The organism is Paramesorhizobium salinisoli, from assembly GCF_003335045.1.
GTDB lineage: Bacteria > Pseudomonadota > Alphaproteobacteria > Rhizobiales > Rhizobiaceae > Paramesorhizobium > Paramesorhizobium salinisoli.
Window position 1 is genome coordinate 102,235 of the sequence record NZ_QOZG01000009.1, and the last position, 19,716, is coordinate 121,950.

Annotated in this window: 18 protein-coding genes; 8 read left to right on the top strand and 10 right to left on the bottom strand. The window is 58.2% G+C overall.

Annotated elements, in window-relative coordinates:
* Nucleotides 1–126: a hypothetical protein gene (locus DUT91_RS27205; RefSeq protein ID WP_281032626.1), complete on the bottom strand. Its 126-nt coding sequence runs from the start codon at nucleotides 124–126 to the stop codon at nucleotides 1–3.
* A 424-nt stretch (nucleotides 127–550) separates the two neighbouring features.
* Between DUT91_RS27205 and DUT91_RS19640 the strand changes: the two genes are divergently transcribed.
* Nucleotides 551–1,564: an alpha/beta fold hydrolase gene (locus tag DUT91_RS19640; protein ID WP_114442198.1), complete on the top strand. Its 1,014-nt coding sequence runs from the start codon at nucleotides 551–553 to the stop codon at nucleotides 1,562–1,564.
* A gap of 85 nt (nucleotides 1,565–1,649) precedes the next feature.
* Here DUT91_RS19640 and DUT91_RS19645 read toward each other — a convergent pair whose 3' ends face one another.
* Nucleotides 1,650–2,072: a winged helix-turn-helix transcriptional regulator gene (locus DUT91_RS19645; RefSeq protein ID WP_114442199.1), complete on the bottom strand. Its 423-nt coding sequence runs from the start codon at nucleotides 2,070–2,072 to the stop codon at nucleotides 1,650–1,652.
* A gap of 158 nt (nucleotides 2,073–2,230) precedes the next feature.
* On the opposite strand from DUT91_RS19645, the gene DUT91_RS19650 reads away from it, so the two are divergent.
* From DUT91_RS19650 to DUT91_RS19670, 5 genes are all read left to right on the top strand, one after another.
* On the top strand, nucleotides 2,231–2,623 hold the full coding sequence (locus DUT91_RS19650) for an MAPEG family protein (protein WP_114442200.1): 393 nt from the start codon (nucleotides 2,231–2,233) through the stop codon (nucleotides 2,621–2,623).
* Between the two features lie 548 nt (nucleotides 2,624–3,171).
* The gene (locus tag DUT91_RS19655; RefSeq protein ID WP_114442201.1) at nucleotides 3,172–4,551 is read left to right on the top strand and encodes a UDP-glucose dehydrogenase family protein; all 1,380 of its coding nucleotides are present in this window, start codon (nucleotides 3,172–3,174) and stop codon (nucleotides 4,549–4,551) included.
* A 28-nt stretch (nucleotides 4,552–4,579) separates the two neighbouring features.
* On the top strand, nucleotides 4,580–5,659 hold the full coding sequence (locus DUT91_RS19660) for a glycosyltransferase (RefSeq protein WP_114442202.1): 1,080 nt from the start codon (nucleotides 4,580–4,582) through the stop codon (nucleotides 5,657–5,659).
* A gap of 51 nt (nucleotides 5,660–5,710) precedes the next feature.
* A complete protein-coding gene (locus tag DUT91_RS19665) occupies nucleotides 5,711–6,892 on the top strand; it encodes a glycosyltransferase (RefSeq protein WP_114442203.1) in 1,182 nt (393 codons plus the stop codon).
* Nucleotides 6,889–8,349, top strand: coding sequence for a lipopolysaccharide biosynthesis protein (locus DUT91_RS19670; RefSeq protein WP_114442204.1), 1,461 nt, complete (start codon nucleotides 6,889–6,891; stop codon nucleotides 8,347–8,349). The genes DUT91_RS19665 and DUT91_RS19670 overlap by 4 nt, the downstream gene beginning before the upstream one ends.
* Here the strand turns inward: DUT91_RS19670 and DUT91_RS19675 are convergent.
* Together DUT91_RS19675 and DUT91_RS19680 are read right to left on the bottom strand one after the other, a co-directional pair.
* Nucleotides 8,251–9,627 carry a polysaccharide pyruvyl transferase family protein gene (locus tag DUT91_RS19675; RefSeq protein ID WP_114442205.1) on the bottom strand — a complete coding sequence of 459 codons (1,377 nt, stop codon included), beginning with the start codon at nucleotides 9,625–9,627 and terminating at the stop codon, nucleotides 8,251–8,253. The genes DUT91_RS19670 and DUT91_RS19675 overlap by 99 nt on opposite strands.
* 642 nt (nucleotides 9,628–10,269) lie before the next feature.
* Nucleotides 10,270–11,025 (bottom strand): SDR family oxidoreductase, encoded by a 756-nt coding sequence (locus DUT91_RS19680; RefSeq protein ID WP_114442206.1) that lies wholly within the window; start codon nucleotides 11,023–11,025, stop codon nucleotides 10,270–10,272.
* Nucleotides 11,026–11,160: 135 nt separating this feature from the next.
* Between DUT91_RS19680 and DUT91_RS19685 the strand changes: the two genes are divergently transcribed.
* Entirely contained in the window at nucleotides 11,161–12,048 is an 888-nt protein-coding gene (locus tag DUT91_RS19685) for an AraC family transcriptional regulator (protein WP_114442207.1), read from the top strand.
* A 514-nt stretch (nucleotides 12,049–12,562) separates the two neighbouring features.
* Here DUT91_RS19685 and DUT91_RS19690 read toward each other — a convergent pair.
* Nucleotides 12,563–12,943 (bottom strand): DUF6481 family protein, encoded by a 381-nt coding sequence (locus DUT91_RS19690; protein ID WP_114442274.1) that lies wholly within the window; start codon nucleotides 12,941–12,943, stop codon nucleotides 12,563–12,565.
* A 253-nt stretch (nucleotides 12,944–13,196) separates the two neighbouring features.
* A complete protein-coding gene (locus DUT91_RS19695; RefSeq protein ID WP_199194700.1) occupies nucleotides 13,197–13,406 on the bottom strand; it encodes a cold-shock protein in 210 nt (69 codons plus the stop codon).
* A gap of 309 nt (nucleotides 13,407–13,715) precedes the next feature.
* Between DUT91_RS19695 and DUT91_RS19700 the strand changes: the two genes are divergently transcribed.
* Nucleotides 13,716–14,096 (top strand): low affinity iron permease family protein, encoded by a 381-nt coding sequence (locus DUT91_RS19700; protein ID WP_114442209.1) that lies wholly within the window; start codon nucleotides 13,716–13,718, stop codon nucleotides 14,094–14,096.
* A 22-nt stretch (nucleotides 14,097–14,118) separates the two neighbouring features.
* Here the strand turns inward: DUT91_RS19700 and DUT91_RS19705 are convergent, their stop codons facing one another.
* From DUT91_RS19705 to DUT91_RS19720, 4 genes are read right to left on the bottom strand one after another with little or no spacing between them, the layout of a single operon-like run.
* Nucleotides 14,119–16,116, bottom strand: coding sequence for a CocE/NonD family hydrolase (locus DUT91_RS19705; RefSeq protein ID WP_114442210.1), 1,998 nt, complete (start codon nucleotides 16,114–16,116; stop codon nucleotides 14,119–14,121).
* Between the two features lie 35 nt (nucleotides 16,117–16,151).
* Entirely contained in the window at nucleotides 16,152–17,795 is a 1,644-nt protein-coding gene (locus DUT91_RS19710) for an ABC transporter ATP-binding protein (protein ID WP_114442211.1), read from the bottom strand.
* Nucleotides 17,788–18,615: an ABC transporter permease gene (locus tag DUT91_RS19715; RefSeq protein ID WP_114442212.1), complete on the bottom strand. Its 828-nt coding sequence runs from the start codon at nucleotides 18,613–18,615 to the stop codon at nucleotides 17,788–17,790. The genes DUT91_RS19710 and DUT91_RS19715 overlap by 8 nt, the downstream gene beginning before the upstream one ends.
* Nucleotides 18,612–19,634, bottom strand: coding sequence for an ABC transporter permease (locus tag DUT91_RS19720; RefSeq protein WP_114442213.1), 1,023 nt, complete (start codon nucleotides 19,632–19,634; stop codon nucleotides 18,612–18,614). The genes DUT91_RS19715 and DUT91_RS19720 overlap by 4 nt, the downstream gene beginning before the upstream one ends.
* Nucleotides 19,635–19,716: the final 82 nt, after the last annotated feature.

The window sequence follows — 19,716 nt, forward strand, 5'->3', positions numbered from 1 at the left end:
CTACAACGCGAAAAGGGCGGCGACGAAGCCCGACCCGAGAAGAAAGACGCGGGCAAAGAACCAGATATCCTTATTGCCCCCTGGAGCGTTTACCGACGCTTCTCCAGCCTTTTTCACATCCAGCATTCGACGCGGCTTTCCATTGCTGGGCGATGACCGGGAGCTTCGCCGAGGTTCCCGGCCTGCGGAAAATACCAACCTTTGTTTTGGATATAGGTTCCCATAACACCACGAAATCAGCGGCATGTGCCGGCTGTCAAACCCGACCTCCCGTTGCCGGCAGCTGCATTATCCCCTGAATCCGGATCGGTATGGAAAATTGAGAGCGCCTCCGATGGAGGCGCTGCGCCTGGTCATCTGGAACATTGACGCGAAGGAGGCGTTCGGAACCAGAATCCCGACGATCCGGCGGCCCATCGAACGTGAAGGACAGGCAGATGTAATACAGCGCCACCGCATATGATGCGATATACGCGCTGGCCTGCAGACAGAACCGGGCACAAAATGCTATCGCCGGTCTGCCGATTGTTTATGAGGACGAGGACATCCGATGAAAACAAAAGCGGTGCTTGTTGCGACGATCATCTGTCTTTCTTCACCTGTGGGATTGGCCGCCAGTCCGCCGGCGGTCTATGGTCCCGAATTGCAGGGTTTTGCCTATCCCCATCCGGTTGAGCGCTTTGCCTTGTCCTCTCAAGGCAAGGATCTTTCGATGGCATTCATGGACGTCGCGCCGACCGGCCAGGCCAATGGCAAGACGGTTGTGCTCCTGCACGGCAAGAATTTTTGCGGCGCGACATGGGAAAGGTCGATCACCAAATTGACTGAGGCCGGGTATCGCGTCATCGCGCCCGATCAGATCGGCTTCTGCGCATCGACAAAGCCGGAGGGCTATCAATTCAGCTTCGATCAACTGGCGACCAACACCAACGCGTTGCTTGCCTCGCGCGGCATCGAGCGTGCCATCGTCCTCGGCCATTCGATGGGCGGGATGTTGGCTGCGAGATACGCCATGAATTATCCTGAAGCCGTCGAAAAGCTTGTGCTGGTCAATCCGATCGGCCTTGAGAACTGGCAGGCCGAGGGCGTCCCCTATGCCACCATCGACCAGCTTTATCAGGGGGAGTTGAAGACGAACTTCGGCAGCATCAAGGCTTATCAGCAGCGCTTCTATTACAACGGCAACTGGAAGCCGGAATATGACCGCTGGGTCTCGATGCTTGCAGGGATGTATGCCGGGCCAGGCAAGGAGATCGTTGCCATGAACCAGGCGCAGACCTCCGACATGGTTTTCACCCAGCCTGTGGTCCATGCGTTCGGCCGTATAGCAGCGCCCACCGTGCTCTTCATCGGTGGATTGGACCGCACGGCGCCAGGCGCCAACCGGGCACCGGGGGATATCGCCAAACGTCTCGGCAATTATCCTGAACTCGGACGCAAGGCTGCCGCGGCAATTCCCAACGCCAGGCTTGTCGAATTCCCGGATCTTGGACATTCCCCACAGGTCGAGGCGCCAGACCGGTTTCACGAAGCTCTGCTGCGTGAGCTGGACTCAAAAGGTTGACGCGGGGACGATGCGGAGAGGCAGGAGGGATTCCTGCGATCGCTTGCACGTCACCGCCACTGCGCCTTAGGCTTCTGCCAGCGCGCTATTCGCCAGCGAACTGGGGCAACTTATCCCTGATTTCATGTGCGAGCGCTTCAGCGTCCGATCTTAGAGCGCGCTCAAAACTCGCAGGGACCTCAGTTTCGGGGTCCCATTGAGCAGACCAGGCAATCATCGCAAGCAGTGTCGGTATAAGGTCGGTCCCTTTGGGGGTGAGCGAGTAGATCGTGCGCGCGGCGTTCTTGGGATCCTGCTCCCGGTTCACGATGCCGGCATCCTCAAGCTGGACCAGCCTCGACGCCAGGATGTTCGTCGCAATGCCTTCACCCGCGTCCAGGAAGTCGCGATACCGGCGTGCGCCCTTCAATGTGAGATCCCTGAGGATCAGCAGCTTCCAGCGGTCACCGATCATTGCGGCGGCATACCGCATTGGGCAGCCATGCCATTCATCCAACTTCTTCGCCATGACGACAATGTAGAGAACTTGTTTTCGACTTGCAAATCGCAAGTTCCACTGCTATCCATTGAACCGCTTGCAATTCGCAAGTTACCGAATGCGGAGCCGTTTCATGACCTCGCTGATTGCGTGGGTCCTGCGCAGCGTCGGGAAGAAGAGGGGGCAACTTGCCGATCATAATCACACCCATCTTCGTTGGCCTGTTCGTGATCGCGCAGGTGCCGCTGACCTGGATTGTTGGCATGCGCCGCGTGCAAACCGGGATTCGCTTCTTGGGCGGCGGTGATGACACCTTGCTGAGACGAATGCGGGCGCACGGTAACTATACCGAGACCGTGCCAATCGCGCTGCTCGCGATGGGATGCGCGGAAGTTCTCGGGATGCCCAGCGCAGCGCTCTGGTCCGGGGGTGCCCTCCTGGTCGCGGGCCGGATCGCCCATGCCACCCAAATTCTCCGGACGGGATGGGGTCTTGGCCGATCCGTCGGCATGGTACTGACCTTTCTCGCGATGCTCGAATTCGGCGCCTGGAGCTTGTGGCGGTCGTTTCTCCAGCTCTAATCTTGCAGGAGTTTGGCAGCCTTGGAAGGGCGCGCATCTCCACTCGAAAGCGTGCGTCCCAAACCCGAAACGACACTTCCATATTAAGCGCATAGCCTGATGGGCGATAGCGATCACACGCCGAGCGCCCACAATTTGTTTGAATTACCCCAGAGTCGTCGTAGGGTGATGGTGTGCAGGATAGCGTTCCCGGCGGCTTTGGCGTTCTGACGGAAGCCGCCGGCCCTGAAAATATGCGTCAAAAATATGACTGTTATTGGAAGCCAACACACAAAGTATTTCACAGGCGTAAAGATGTTGTATTGCGCTGCAGCATCTTTTTCCTATCGTTGTTCATGTGCCGTTCATCTTGCGGCTGGAAATGCACGTGACAAATTCCTCTGGATAGGGCAGTTCGACATCGAATTTGATACGGCTCATCAGCCGCATTTTTCATTGTGTTGATTTCTGCGCCTTTTGGCGATGCCGTATAGCGATATTGAGCCTTTGGCTTAAGATCTATAGCGATCGGATCAAAGATCCGGCGCCTTGCATAGGAACAGACAGAGATGAATCTGACAGTTTTTGGAATTGGTTATGTCGGCCTGGTACAGGCGGCGGTGCTGGCCGAGGTCGGGCATGATGTGACATGCGTGGATGTCGATGCCGAGAAGGTGGAGCGGCTGAACCAGGGGATCATTCCCATCTATGAGCCGGGCCTTGATGGTCTTGTCAGGGAAAATCACGCGGCGGGCCGCATCCGATTTACCACCGATGCAGCGGCGGCGGTCAAGCACGGCCGGATATTGATGAGCGCGGTCGGGACCCCCCCAGGCGAGGACGGGTCGGCCGATCTCCAATATGTGCTGGCCGTTGCCGAAGTCATCGGACGCGAAATGGAAGCGCCGAAGATCATCGTCAGCAAGTCGACAGTGCCGGTGGGCACTTGCGACAGGATAAAATCCAAAATTGCGGGAATATTGAAGGAGCGGGGGCGCGAAGATCTCGCATTCGACGTCGTCTCGAATCCGGAATTCCTCAAGGAAGGCTCGGCCGTGGCCGATTGCATGAAGCCGGACCGCATCATCATTGGGACCGGCAGCGAAAAAACCGAGAAAGTGATGCGGGAACTCTATGCGCCATTCAATCGCAATCATGATCGCATCATCATGATGGATGTACGCAGCGCCGAATTCACCAAATATGCAGCCAATTGCATGCTAGCCACCAAGATCAGTTTCATGAACGAGATGTCCAATCTGGCTGAGCGGCTCGACGCGGATATCGAAGCGGTGCGCAGAGGCATCGGCAGCGATCCGCGCATCGGATATGACTTTATCTATCCAGGATTGGGTTATGGCGGCTCATGCTTTCCCAAGGATGTCCGTGCTCTGATCAAGACTGCGGAAGGCGTCGGTTTCGAGCCCAGGGTGCTGAAGGCGGTTGAAGAGCGCAATGACGAGCAGAAATCGGTCCTGTTTGAAAAGATAAACCGTTATTTCAACGGCGATCTCAAGGGCAGGACATTCGCGCTCTGGGGCCTGGCCTTCAAACCGAATACCGACGACATGCGCGAAGCGCCTTCCCGGGTTCTGATGGAGGCGCTGTGGCAGGCGGGCGCTTTGGTCCAGGCTTTCGATCCCGAGGCAATGCAGGAATGTCAGAACATCTATGGCCAGCGTGATGATTTGCTGCTTTGTGGGACCAAGGAAGCCGCGCTGCGGGGTGCGGACGCCCTGCTGATCGCAACAGAATGGAAGATCTTTCGCGCGCCGTCCTTTGAGCAGATGCGCGAGGCATTGAAGGCGCCGCTCATCTTCGACGGGCGAAACCTCTATGATCCCGAGGTCATGGCCCGTCATGGGCTCGAATATCACAGCATTGGCAGAAAAGCGGTTGCAAGCGTGTTGGCGGACCCGCTTGCGCCGAAGGAGCAGGCGCTGGTGTAGGACGCCAGGAAGAACGAGGAAAACATCCATGAAAGTTCTGTTTGCAGGCGGCAACGGTTATTATCCGGAATTCAATGGTGGCGTGCAATCGAGCACCCACCACCTGGTCACGCAGTTACGCGCCCAGGGTCATGAAGCGTCCGTATTGGCCGCTTTGTTCGGTGACGGGGTTTTCGGCTTCAAGGCGCGGGCCAAGATGAAGCTGCTTCGGCAACGCGCGGCTATCGACAATTTTCCCGGATATCCCGTGGTCCGTGCCTGGTTTCCCTGGGAGGCTGTCGGCTTTGCCGTGGAACGTCTGAGGCCGCAGGTTGCGGTCGTGCAGTGTCATAAGTCTGTGCCGATCGGCAGGGCGCTGCAGTCCCTCGATGTTCCGCTGGTAGTGTATCTGAGAAACGTCGAATTTCATGAATTGGCAGGCGATCTGCGCGATTTGCCTTCGGCCCATTATATCGCGAATTCCGAGTTTACCGCCGAGGCATACAAGAAAGAATTCGGGATTGACGCCACGGTCATCCCGCCGACGATCGATCCCGATCTTTATACAACCCAGACAACTGCGGAATATGTCACCCTCATCAATCCCTATAATGAAAAGGGATTCGAGCTTGCCATGCGCATTGCCGAGCAATGCCCCAACATTCCCTTTTTGATCGTGGAGAGCTGGAAGCTTGAGGCGGACCATCGGGCGCAGATCGAACAGACGATCGCGCCGCTCAAAAACGTCAGGCTGGAAAACCGTACCAGCGACATGAAGACCGTTTATGGGCGCACCAAAATACTGCTTGCGCCCAGCAAATGGGAGGAGGCGTGGGGCCGTGTCGCGTCGGAGGCGCATTGCAGTGGCATCCCGGTCGTCGGATCGCGGCGCGGCGGATTGCCGGAGGCGATCGGCGATGGTGGTGTGGTGCTCGATTACGATGCGCCGCTGGAGGAATGGGTCGAAGTGATCAGGCGGCTTTGGAACGATGACCGTGAATATCAGCGGCTCTCGCAAGCGGCAAAAACATTTTCGGAGCGCCCGCAACTGGACCCGGAGCGGCAGTTTGCGACTTTTCTCGACATTCTTGATCGCGCTTCCAGCAAAAGCACCAGACAAGCGGCATAGCGGGAGATAACGATAGGCAACGGCAGATTTTTCGAACTGGAAGACCACTGAATGAAAATTGGCGTCGTTGTAGACAAGTTCCCCTCATTATCAGAAACGTTCGTTTTGGATCAGGTAAATGGATTTCTGGAGCGCGGTTTTGAGGTAGGAATCATCTGCAATGAAAAGGCGCTAATGCCCCATGAAGATGGCGGCAAGGGCAATTGGCAGATCCTGTCCGACAATACAGTCTGCTGGTGGGGGAGCGCCGGACGGTGGCGTCCACATCTGCGAAGATGGTCCGCAGGCCTGTGGGACAAATCTTCCACGGCCATCGATGTCCTGTTTTCGCAGAAGCTCCGCAATTTCGATGTGATCATCGCCCATTTCGGAGGCAACGGACTGCGCGTCGCCCGCGTCCTGAAGAGAAAGAAGCTCGCTGTCCCGTTGATCACCATATTCCATGGAAACGATGTCGGCGTTCCCCTGCATGAGGGAAAGCTGTGGCAATACAGGTCGATCTTCGAGCGCGGCGGGCTGCAACTAACCGTGAATGATGTTTTCCGCAAGGCATTGCTGGATGTCGGCGCTTCCGAAGCCCAGATCATGGTGCAGCATATGGGCGTGCGGGTCGATGAGATCGAATATTCGTGGCGCTCCCGGGAGCAGGGTCCATTGCGCTTTATTTCCGTTTGTCGCCTGACTGAAAAGAAAGGGATGGAATATGCGCTTCGTGCGCTTGCCATCTTTTCGAAGACGCATCCCGACCTCCACTGGAATTACGCGGTCATTGGAGGTGGAAATCTCCTGGACAGCCTGAAGCAATTGGCGGCAGAGCTGGGGATCGCGGACCGCGTGACGTTTCACGGGCCCCTCCCTCATGGTGAGGTCAAGCGTTCGCTGCGGCAGGCCCATGTCTTTCTGCTGCCCAGCGTCACCGCGGCGGATGGCGACATGGAGGGCATTCCGGTTGCACTCATGGAGGCAATGGCCGCCGGCCTGACGGTGGTCAGTACCCAACATTCCGGTATCCCTGAACTGATTGAAGACCGAAAGACGGGCTTTCTTGCGCCGGAAAGAGATGCCGAAGCGTTAGCCGAAAAATTCGCATGGATTGCAGAAAATCCGTCGGAGTGTGAGCGCATCTCGCTTGCTGCCCGACGGAAGGTCGAGGCCGATTTCAACGCGGAGATACAGGCCGATCGTCTGGCGAAAATCGTTACGCAATTGGCCAAAGCAAAGGCAACTGCGTGAACGCGGATCAAGGGCAGTTCGGTCGGATCGCCATACGCGGCGGGCTCGTTACGGCGGGCGCGCAGATCATCAAGATGGGCCTGCAATTTCTCTCCGTCGTTATTCTGGCCCGTCTGCTTGCGCCTGAAGATTTCGGCCTGATCGCTTCCGTGGGCCCGATCGTTGCTTTCGTCGGGCTCTTCCAGAACCTCGGACTGCAGCAGGCCGTCATCCAGCGCAAGCAGATCGACCAAAGACAGCTCAATCAGGTTTTCTGGATCAGTGCGCTTGTCGGTCTTGGCAGTACGATAATCGTTGCAGCGCTTGCTCCGGCCGTCGCCGCCTTTTATGGCGATATACGCATGACCGGGATCACGATCGCCGCAGGTCTGCCGCTGTTTTTCGGCAGTCTCGCGGCTTTGCCATTCGCATTGATGAACCGCCAGCTCCAGTTCGGACAATTGGCCATCAACGATGTCATCACGGCGGTCGCCGGGCTTCTGGCCGTTATCGCGGCCGCCTATGCGGGGATGGGATATTGGTCGCTGGTCATCGGGCCGGCGGTCTCGGCCGTCGTCGCGCTCCTTGCAGCCTGGCGAGCCGCCGGTTGGACGCCGAACAGGCCGGAACTTGCCGTCGATCGTGATATCATATCCTTCGGCGCCAATCTGACGGGCTTCAATATCGTCAATTTCTTCTCCCGCAATCTCGACAACATCCTGATTGGCAAATATTCGGGCGCCGTCGAGCTCGGCTATTACGATCGCGCCTACAAGCTTCTGCTGTTTCCACTGCAAAACATCAATCAGCCTTTGACCCGCGTGATGATCCCGTTGTTGAGCCGGGTTCAGGACGACAAACCGCGGTTCCGCGACATCTATATGCGGACCAACTGGTTGCTCGCGGCCATCACCATACCGGGAATCGCGGCGCTGACCCTGACCTCCGGGCAGGTCGTCGGCATTCTTTTCGGTGAGCGCTGGCTGCCCGTCGCGCCGATCTTCGCATGGCTCGGGATCGCCGGCCTCATCCAGCCCGTTTCCAGTACGACCGGCTGGATATTTATCTGCCAGGGCAGGACGAAAACGATGTTTCGGTGGGGCCTTTATTCCTCGCTGACGACGGTCCTGTCCTTTATCGTCGGCTTGCAATGGGGGGCTGTCGGTGTTGCCGCCGCCTATGCGATCAGCGGCTATGTGCTGCGGGTGCCGGTTCTAGCCGTTCTCGTGAAGCGCGTCGGACCGGTATCCGCCACCGATTTCCTGATGGTGCAGGGATTATTCATATTGTCAGCATTACTCGCCTGGGCGGGATATCATTTGTTGCCGGAAGCGCTGACCGCGCGTTCCGACCTTTTCGCCGTCGCCCTGGCGCTTATCTTAAACTACGCGATCGCGCTGATCTTGATTCTCGTCTTTCCGCAACCGCGCAACGCCTTGTCCGCCGCGCTTTCCAAGGTCAGGGGCAGCATCCGCTGACCTGCCGGGGAGAAGCGGCCGGAGAAGCTCCGTCGCGGACATCGCCGAAGCATGTTCTTGGAGCACCGCTTCAAGGCTCGCTCTGCGATATTGCTCGAGATTATCGATGAATGTATCGAGTTTCCCGCGTGCCTCCTCCTGCGTTACGGTATCGATGTCCAGGAGAATATCCGCGACCCCGATCCGCTTGGCGACTTCTCGGGTCTTGAACTCATAGGCAATCGGCAGAACCGGCGTGCCGACGCAAAGCGACATGATCATCATGTGCATGCGTGTAGCGACGACGAAGTCGAATCCTTTGACCAGTGTCATCAGCTGCTCGGGCGTATGGAAAGCTGCGTCCACTTCGACATGCTTGGCGACATCCGGGTCTAGTCCCGCCAGGATAGCCCGTGCGGTCTTGGAATCGTCATGCGCATATTCGGGAACGCCCTGACAGGTGGAGATGAAAGTCACTTGCTTGCCATGATCCCGGACCAGCGCGGTCGCAATGGTGCGTATCGAATCGATATATCGGCCCATGCCGCCTTCGCCGTCCTTGACATAGTTCCAATGGCGGACGGAAATGGCGACACGGCCCGTTTTCTCCGGTGGCTTCCCGGAAGCAAGAATGCCGGCAATCCTGTCGGTGTCGGCGAGGGCGAATACAGCGTCCGCCACGACATGGCATTTTTGGGAATCGTCGACGAGATCGCGGATATGCTCCAGCGAACGGGCGTCGCGCAGCAGGATGAGAGGGCTGCGGTCGAAGATCGGTTTCAGTGCACTGCGATTGGAGCTCTTGTTGAAGGGACCGAGCGATTGTGTGAAGAAGACCGGATCCTTGCCGAGGATCGCATCGAGGCGAAACTGGTTGAGACGCTTCTCCAGATTGTACGTTTCCACGAGGTAAGTGCCGCCCGTGGTGATCACCAGATCTGCATCCCTGTAGATCCCCAGGCTGCGTTGATCGTCCTTGCCGAACAGGGTAATGGCGCGCCCCCCGCCAGAATGGCGCAAAGCCCGGAGCGCCATGCGATTATAAAGCGGCTTGAGCGCATTCTTCAGAAAATTGTTGTGGTATCTATATTTGAAAATCGATTCCGACAGGAGCTTATAAAATTCAATGTCGGGATAGTCCTTCTCCGGATAGAGCCTTGCGGCCACCGCGGGCTGGCTGTCGAAGACCATAAACCGCAGATCTTCTCCCCATGTCGATTTCAAAATGTGCCTGATGGCAAGGAGAATGGCGGCATCTCCGGTATTCAGGCAGACGGTGTTTTCGATTATGATTTTCACGAAAGCATCACCCTCAGATTGATTTACGCGGGGACAAAAATTGCCTCACCGGACCAGTCAGGCTTCACCGGAGGTGACCGGTGCCGCACGTCGAAGCTGACAGGAGAGTAACGGTATTTTTGCGGTGCAACAAGAATAAATGCCGGCGAGGGCGCACGGGTGGCGTCGAGAGTGCGGCGCATCCAGCCATGCCTTCGAAGGGTGATCCAAAGCGCTGAAGCGACGCAATATTGTCTTAAATCAATCTCAGATCAAAAGACTTGTGAAGTGGGTCAAAGATTCTTTTAAAATGTAGAACGTCTACAAGAATAGCTTGAGAATTTGCTATAGAGACGTCCCAAGATGTTGGGATTGGAAGGTTTCCATAACCATCATCAATATATTTTATCGATTGTTATTTATTCCTATGCTATATCCGAATCATTGAGTTCGATGATTTGGCTCCTCCCTGAACTCAATACTGAATATGGCGCACTCCTCCCAGCCGTGTTCATAGATATGGCCCGCTGCTTTTCCTCCATGCAGCGGGCCTTTTTCTTATCCGTTTAAGCAGAGACTCGAAAATTATACTTTTTTATCATTCTGTTTACCAATGTCATTTTGATGAGGTATCCGCAATGCGTAAACATGCCATCGTCCGGATCAGATACCCTGACCGCCCGATACTTCGATGCGCTGGGCGTTCACCCAGCGATTGTCGGCTGACAACAGGCTCGCGATCATCGGGCCGATATCGTCGGGCACACCGGCGCGGCCCAGCGCGGTCATATCAGCGAAAATCCTGTTGATCTCCGGATTATCGCGGACGGCGCCGCCGCCGAAATCAGTCTCGATCGCGCCCGGCGCGACCGTATTGACCGCGATGCCACGGCCGCCCAGTTCCCTGGCCATATAGCGGGTGAGCACCTCGACCGCACCCTTCACGGCCGCATAGGCGGCATAGCCGGGATAGGTCACCCGGGTGAGACCGGAGGACAAATTGACGATGCGCCCACCATCCACGATCAACGGCAGCAGCGTCTGCGCGAGGAAGTACACGCCCTTGAAGTGGACATCGACCAGCCGGTCGAACTGTGCTTCGCTCGTTTCTCCGATCAGGGCGTAGTCGCCATGGCCGGCATTGTTCACGAGATGGTCGAATGTATCACGCTGCCAGGTCTCGTGCAGCGCCTTGCGCAGGCGCTCGCAGAATGGCGTGAAAGCGGACACGTCGCCGGTGTCGAGCTGAAAGGCGACCGCCTTGCGGCCCATGCCTGCAATCTCCGCGACGACAGATTCGGCCTCCTCCCGGCGGCTGTGATAGGTCATGATGATGTCGCTGCCGCTGCGCGCGATGGCAAGGGCAGTGTTTCGGCCGAGCCCGCGGCTGGCCCCAGTGATGAGAGCAATCTTGGTCATGCGGCAACTCCTTCTTTTGTGGAGCGCCTGTTCTATTGGGCGCGGCTTCCGTCGTCGTTGTCGAAATCTCGCCCTTCTTTGCCTATTCCTCCAAAGGCAGTATGCGGAGGGCGGAATATCGAATAGGATTCCGGCATGCTCGATACGCTGCTGACGACTGCTTGCCGACATGCAGAGAAATACGCCGATCCGAACGGAATTGCCCCAACGGCCATTCCGGGCCTGACGGTCATTCGCGCGACTGCGCCGAGCGGCCTGGATTATGCGATCTCACAACCGCTTGTCTGTCTCCTGCTGCAGGGAAGCAAGGAGGTCACGACGGGCTTGCGCACCTTCGCGTTCGAAGCCGGCGATTCGCTGCTGATTGCGGCTGATGTGCCGATCGCGAGCCAGATCACGCGCGCCAGCGCAGACGCACCCTATTTCTCGATTGTCCTGAATCTTGATCTGGCCGTCATTGCCGAGCTGACGATGGAGATGAAAGCGGCGCCGGCTACCGGTATTGTGACGGTGCAGGTCGAACCGACCGATGCGGAGATGGCCGATGCGATGCTCCGGCTGATGCGCCTGCTCGAGCGTCCGGCCTCGGTGCCGGTGCTGCAGGCGCAGCTTATACGCGAGTTGCATTACTGGCTTTTGGCCGGCCGGCATGGGGAAGCCATTCGGCGTCTTGGCTATCCGGATAGTCATGCGCAGTGCGTCGCGCGTGCGGTCGGGGTTCTGAGAGCCGAATTCGCGCGGCCATTGCGGGTCGAAGGTCTCGCCGCCGTTGCGGGAATGAGCCCGTCCTCGTTCCACCACCATTTCCGCGCCATGACCACGCTCTCGCCGCTGCAGTTCCAGAAGCGATTGCGCCTGATCGCGGCGCGACGGCTGATGATGACGCAGGGGATGTCGGCGAGCAGCGCCGCATTCGCGGTCGGCTACGAAAGCGTACCGCAGTTCTCGCGGGAATATTGCAGGATGTTCGGCCAGCCACCTGCCAGGGACATGAAGGCGGTAAGGGCGGAAGCGGCTGAATGAGCTGAATGAGCTGAAGAATGCGTCACGCTGGTGCTCAGGGCCATTATAAAAAACAACACCCGCCGCGGGAGGAGGTGCGGCGGGTGTCGTTTGGTAAAGGCTGACTGGGAGGAGGAGTGTCAGCCTTAGTCGCGCAGGTTTGGGAGGAGGTAAACCCTTGCGAAGCTCTATCTTGTAAAACCGATATTAACGCGTTTTTCCGGCGATGGAACACACAATACTGCATAGCAGCAATGTTTCTGGTGCAATGCAGCATCATCTCCGGCAAGCGCTGATGATGATGTCACAGGTTGCTAAACCCGCAATCCGGCAAAGCTTGGCCGGGCAGGTGTTAAAAAAATGGTATTGTGGATTAGCCGTTGCTGAAGGCAGGCTACAGCGCCACGCATCCATTGGATGCCAGGGGGCGCTGTAGGTTATTGAGCAACCACATCAAGCTTTCCGAAAATCGCTTCCGAACTTCGGGCCGATGCTTTCAGCTACCTTTAAACTTGGGCATCCAGGTTTTGCGGGTTTACCGCTGCCGGGCCTTGCGGGCGGCATAGCGGCGATCGCGCTCGGCCTTGCGTTCCGCATCGTCGGCGACGACACGCGCAATGCGGTTGCTCATCTCTGCTTCCTGGGCCTCGGCCTTGGCTTTCGCTTCGAGGGCTGCCGCATTGGCGAGCGCTTCGGCTTCGGCAAGCTTGCGATCGCGCTCTTCGCGCTTCAACTGTTCGCGCTCAGCGCGCCGCGCTTCCCGCGCGGCGGCAATCGCCTTGCGTTCTTCCTGCTTTGCGACCACTTCCGGGTCGGTCGGCTTCGGCGCGGTCTCGAATTTTTTCAAGAGCTGCTGCTTGGCCTCGGCGGCTGCCTTGCGGCGTTCGGCAAAACCATTGTCGGTTACGTGTCTCAATAGAGCGTCGTCCTTGTCGGTATGGAATTCATACAGCGCCACGCATCTTACAAGACGCGCAAAAGACGCTGCAGCATTTTAAAATCTGCTGCATAAATTTTTACCTTAAATCGGATTCGATTCAAGGCATTATGCAATGCCCTTCAATGAAGGTCGACGAAAAGCAAAAAGGCCAGGCAAATGCCTGGCCTTTTCTGGAATTCACCTCTGCAGCATGCCAGTACATCCGTGGTCATGGCGAGGAAAAATACCTTTAGGCAGCCTGAAGCTGACCTGCGGACATCTTGCCCGACTTGTTGTCACGTTCCATCTCGAAGCCGATCTTCTGGCCTTCGACGAGTTCGCGCATTCCGGCGCGCTCGACGGCGGAGATATGAACGAAAACGTCCGGACCGCCGTTGTCAGGCTGAATGAAGCCGAAGCCCTTTGTGGAATTAAACCATTTAACTGTGCCAGTGGCCATAACGAACCCTTTCCATAGCAACATCTGTTTACCACCGTACGACGCACGGCAGAACATTTCATCTCGATTATTGAAGTGGGAAGTTCGTCAAGAAAGCGCCAAGGCGCTAGCAAAAACAAATATCGGCAAACAACTATCGAGGCCTGTAGATAGGCCATTTCAATCGCATTGTCAATAACGGGTGAACAGGTTCTGTGAAGGTTTTTGAAATTCTCCCAGGGAGACATCGGTTAGCGGCTGGAAAATTTTCGTGAATCGTCGCTAATGTCGCGACAAAGCGGATCCGCCTAGTGCAGGAGGGAATACAAAATGGAAAGAGCTTTCGGAAACGTGGCGAACGCAGTGGCGAACGCCACCGGGCGCCCGGCGTGCTTCCTCTTATGCTGCCTGGTCGTCATCGTGTGGGCGGTAAGCGGCCCGTTTTTCGGTTTTTCGGATACCTGGCAGTTGATCATCAACACGGGCACGACGATCATCACCTTCCTGATGGTGTTTCTCATCCAGAACACCCAGAATCGGGACGGGGCGGCGATACAGGCCAAGCTCGACGAACTGATCCGCGTCAGCTCCGGTCATAACAGCTTCATTGGCATCGAGCACCTTCCGGCTTCGGAAGTCGAGGGATTCCGCCGCCGATGCGAGGCGGCAGCGCGGCACCATGACGAAACGCAAAGGCGCAAGGGGAAATAGTCTGCGTCGCCCATGCACGCTCTTACATGAACTCGCGCGCGATCCGCTTTTCAAATTTTCTTTCGAAAATCTGTGTCTCCCCCTCATAGGCAATGACTTGGGCGCTCATCAGCCAGTCATCTCCCGTGCAGGCGAGACGGGCGGTGCTTGTGGTGCGTACCGACCAGTCGCCGCGCTGCATTTCGCATGTCCAGGTCGATATGCCCGACATGGAAAGCGGATCGTGGGGAAGAATCGACCAATCCTCATCGCGGATCTGGCGCGTGGCAAGCCCGGTTTGCGGATGCTCCGAAAATCCGGTGTCCTCGTAAATCCTGTAATGCGTCCTTCCCGTGGTGAGGTCTCCTTCGACCGTGCGACGGGTTTCTGCGGGCTCATGTTCGATATAGCGGGGCAACGGATCGGGGTTGGCCGGCTCCGGCATGTCGATTTCCTCATGCGCGCCCAGTTTCGGCAGATCGAGCTGAAGACTTGCCGTGTCGATCGTCAGGCCCGGATCGCTCGGTGACGGCAAAATCATCGGCCAATAGGCGGTCGAAAGCGCAAGCCGGATGCGGTGGCCTTTGCCGAATCGATAGCCGCAGGCGTCGAGGAAAAGCCGGATCGTGGTTTTCTGTCCCTTTGGCATGGCCTTTGGATCAGAATTGCTCTCGCGATGGGCGAGATTGAGCACGCCGAAGCTGACGCGGGTCGCGGTTCCGTCGGGATGGATATCCACCAGCCGCGCCGCAAGATTGGCCCAATTCTCCTCACAGCTGACATCGAGGTTCAGAACCGGACGGCCGAGAAAATCCTGCGCTTGCGCCAGCGGATCCGTTTCGAATAGGAGGGATCGTGCATCATCGGCGCGCTGATCTCCGGCCATCTCCGCATCCGGCTTCAAGGTGAAATATTCGCCCGCATTGGTTCCCAGATCGAGCGGCGACTTCAGGAAAATATCGCGTGCATCTTTTTCCCGTCGCGCACCAAATTCGAGAATGCCCCCCTCCGTTACATGGAGCGCCTCCATCTCCGGTTGGTTCCATTCCGCTTTGGCAATCCAGCGCCCTGGATCAAGCTCCCGCCGCAGCGCCGGACGCGGACCGTCGAGAATATAGGCGCGCACTTGCGGCAGTTCTTCCACGCCGCTCTTTTCATCGCGCAGCCAGCGGTTCCACCAGCGGATCGCCTCGCCGTGGAAATCGGCACGCGGTTTTGGCCATGCGAAATGCGGGTATTTGTGAACCCACGGCCCCAACATGGCCTTCGCCCGGTTCCCCAGGCCTTCGACAGCCATCAGCGGCGTATTGCGATAACCGTCGGCCCATCCGGCAATGACGAGCGCCGGAACCTGCACCTTGGTGAAATCCTCGCAAATCGATCCATGCTGCCAGAATGCGTCCCGGCGTTGGTGCGACAGCCACTCCTCCAGGAAGAAGGGCTCACCTTCCAGCCGTTCCAGCCACTGCTCCCGCCAGCGATCGCCCAGGATCGCCGGGTCCGCCGGACGCGACTGATAGGCGAGCATCGTCGCTGCCCAGGACAGTTGCGCGGAAAGCTGGCAGCCGTTCTTGTAATGGATATCGTCATTGTAGCGATCGACGGTGGAGGCGATCGAGATGACGGCCTTGAGCGCCGGCGGCTGCAGCGCCGCCACCTGAAGACAGTTGAAGCCGCCCCAGGAAATGCCCATCATGCCGACATTGCCGTTCGACCATTTCTGCCGCGCGATCCAGGCGATCACCTGACAGGCATCGTCGAGTTCGCGCGGCGTATATTCTCCGTCGATCACGCCGTCGGATTCACCGGAGCCGCGAATATCGACGCGGACGCCGGCAATGCCCGCCGCGGCGAAGACGGGATAGGTGGATTCGTCACGCGGCGACGTACCATCGCGCTTGCGGTAGGGGAGATATTCCAGAACGGTAGGGACGGGATCGGCTCCTGCATCCTCCGGCATCCATATCCGGGCGGCAAGCCGTGTTCCGTCGGCAAGGGTGATCCACTCGTTTTCAATCACGGAGAAGGGGCGTGTCGCCATTGTTTGACGTCCTGAGATGAGAAAAGCGGCAGGAGCTAATTGCCGGCACTTGCCATGCGGCGGGTTTTCAATACCTGTTCGAGCCAGCCGATCCGCATTTCGGGAACCGATTTCAGCAGCAGGTCCGTATAGTCGTCGAAGGGCGGCGAAAGTGCGACATGTCTTGGCCCGAAGCGGACGAGCTTGCCGCGATGCATGACGGCGACCGAATCCGCGATGGCGCGGACGATGGCGATGTCATGGGTGATGAAGACATAGGAGACTTCGGTTTCTGCCTGAAGCCGCATGAGAAGCTTGAGAATGCCCTCGGCGACCAGAGGGTCGAGCGCGGAGGTCGGTTCATCGCAAAGGATCAAATCCGGCTTTGCCGCCAGCGCGCGGGCAATGGCGACACGCTGTTTTTGCCCGCCGGAGAGTTCGGCCGGGTAACGGTCGAGGAACTGCGGCCCCATCTCAATCTGTTCGAGAAGCTCGCCGACGCGCTCGGTCTTCCTGCGGCCACGCATGCCGTAATAGAAGCTGAGCGGCCGGCCGATGATATCGCGCACGGTTTGCCGCGGGTTCATGGCGGTATCGGCGATCTGGTAGATCATCTGGATGCGGCGCAAATGCTCGCGGGTACGCTGCGCCAGCGCCTTCGGCAGTTCCTCGCCGTCGAAGACAATCTTTCCGGCACTCGGCGGCAGCAGCCCGGTGATGACGCGGGCGAGCGTCGATTTCCCCGAACCGGATTCGCCGACAATGGCGAGCGTCTGGCCCTTCGGCAGATGCATCGAGACGCCGAACAGCACCTGAAGGACATTGGAATAAGCGGCGTTGATATTGTCGAGCCTCAAAAGCGGCCTGCTCTGATCGACGGCTTCTTCATGCTGCATTTCGCGCACGCTAACGAGCGCCCTGGTATAATCCTCCTTCGGCGCCTCGATGATCTGTTGGGCTGTGCCGTATTCGACGGTCTTGCCGTTGCGCAGCACCATGATGTCGTCAGCCACTTGCGCGACGACCGCCAGATCATGGGTGATGTAGAGCGCGGCGATGCCTGTTTCCTCGATCGCGTGCTTGATGGCTGCCAGCACGTCGATCTGGGTCGTCACGTCGAGCGCCGTGGTCGGCTCGTCGAAAACGATCAGCTCGGGGTTCGGGCAAAGCGCCATCGCGGTCATCGCCCGCTGGAGCTGGCCGCCAGAGACCTGATGCGGATAGCGTTCGCCGAAGCTCTCGGGATTGGGCAGGCCCAGCACGCGAAACAGATAGACCGCCCTTTCACGGGCTTCCTCACGGCTCATGATCCCGTGCTCGACACTTGCTTCGATCACCTGTTCGCCGAGGCGATGGGCCGGGTTGAAAGCGGCAGCGGCGGATTGCGCGACATAGCAGACCTTGGCGCCGCGCAGCGATCTCAGCCCGCTCCTGCCGAGCTTCAAGATATCCTGACCGTTCAGCAGCACCTCGCCGCCGGTGATGCGGATGCCGCCGCGGCCGTAGCCGAGCGTGCTCAGGCCGACGGTCGATTTGCCCGCGCCGGATTCGCCAATGAGGCCGAGCACCTTGCCTTTTTTCAGGTCGAACGACACGCCTTCGAGAATGGTGACGTCGCGGGGTGCTTCGCCTTGCGGATAAATTTTCGCTTCGATCTTGAGATCGCGAACCGAGAGCAGAGATTGAAGACGTTCATGCATCGCCGCGCCCTCCTTTCAGGGATGATGTCCGTTTCATCAGCCAGTCGACGACCATGTTGACGCAGATGGCCAGGGCCGCAATCGCCGTGCCGGGCACGAGCGCGGCGGATATGCCGAAGATGATGCCGTCCTTGTTGTCCTTGACCATGCCGCCCCAGTCGGCCGCCGGGGGCTGGATACCGAGCCCGAGGAAGGAGAGGGTGGAAAGAAACAGGATCGAGAAGGCGAAACGCAGGCCGAATTCGGCCAGAAGAGGCGACAGCGTATTGGGCAATATTTCGCGGAAGATGATCCATGATCTGCCTTCGCCGCGAAGCTTCGCCGCCTCGACGAAATCCATGACCGCGACATCGAGCGCGACCGCCCGCCCAAGTCTGTAGACGCGGGTGGAGTCGAGAATGGCCATGACGAGGATCAGGATGACAATATTCTGCGGCAGGACGGCAAGCACGACCAGAGCGAAGATGAGCGTCGGGATCGACATCATCAGATCATTGAAACGTGACAGGATCTGATCGATCACCCCGCGCGACGTGGCCGCCGTGAAGCTCAATACAATGCCGAGTGAGAAAGAGATGAGGGTGGCGGCAAGCGCCACGAGCAGCGTCGTTCGCGTGCCGTAGATCAGCCTGGACAGGATATCGCGGCCGAGATTGTCGGTGCCGAAGACGAATTGTCCATCCGGCGGTTGCCAGACATTGCCGACGATTTCCGTTTCGCCATGGGGAGCGATCCAGGGCGCGAAGATGGCGCAGAAGCAGGCAAGCAGAATACCGGCAATGCCGATCCAGGCTGTGATGGGAATATCGCGCAATCTCATCGCGGGTGCCTCAGCCGGGGGTTGGCGATGATCGCAAGGATGTCCGCCAGCATGTTCAAAAGGATATAGACGGCGGCGAAGATGAGGCCACAGGCCTGCACCACGGGCATGTCCCGCACGGTCACGGCATCGACCATATACTGGCCCATGCCAGGATAGACGAAGACGACCTCGACCACGACGACGCCGACGACGAGATAGGCAAGATTGAGCGCCACGACATTGATGATCGGCGCCACCGCATTGGGCGCGGCATGGCGCACGATGGAGCGGAAGGCGCCGAGGCCCTTCAGTTCGGCGGTTTCCATATAGGCTGACGACATGACGCTGAGGATGGCCGCCCGCGTCATGCGCATCATGTGGGCAAGCACCACAAGAACAAGTGTTGCCACGGGCAATGCGACGGCCTTGAGCCGCTCAACAAAGGCCATGCTGTCATAAACCGTGGCGGGAAAGGTGGCGATCCCGAACTTGACTGCGAAAAACAGGATCAAGAGATAGCCGATGAAGAACTCAGGCAGGGAAATCGCGGCGAGCGATACCACATTGATGATCTTGTCGGGGATGCGGTTGCGGAAATGGACGGCGAGCATGCCGAGGCCCACCGCCAGCGGCACTGATATGACGGCTGCACATAGAGCAAGGAACAGCGAATTTCCGAGCCGCTTGCCGATCTGTTCGCTCACCGAATTCCGACTTGCCCACGAGGTGCCGAAATCGCCTTGTACGGCATTGCCGAGCCATTCGAAATAGCGCGTGGTAACCGGACGGTCCAGGCCAAGATCCTTGCGGATATTGGCGACGGCCTGCGGCGTCGCCGACTGACCGAGATAGGTCGTTGCAAAATCGCCCGGCAACGCTTCGACGCCGCCGAAGATAAGGACGGAAACGGCGAGAAGCAGCGCGAGACTGAGCATCAGCCGCTGGATGATGAGCGCCAGCAGCGGAAAGCGCTCCCTGTAGCTGAGGTCCGGTTCTTTATGGTCGGGCAGGCTCGCGGTATCTACGGATTCTGACATGGATTGCAGGTCTCGCTCTGAAACGGATCGGAAGAGCCGCAGGGGTCAACCTGCGACGCTTGTTCCGGATTGCCGGGCTGTC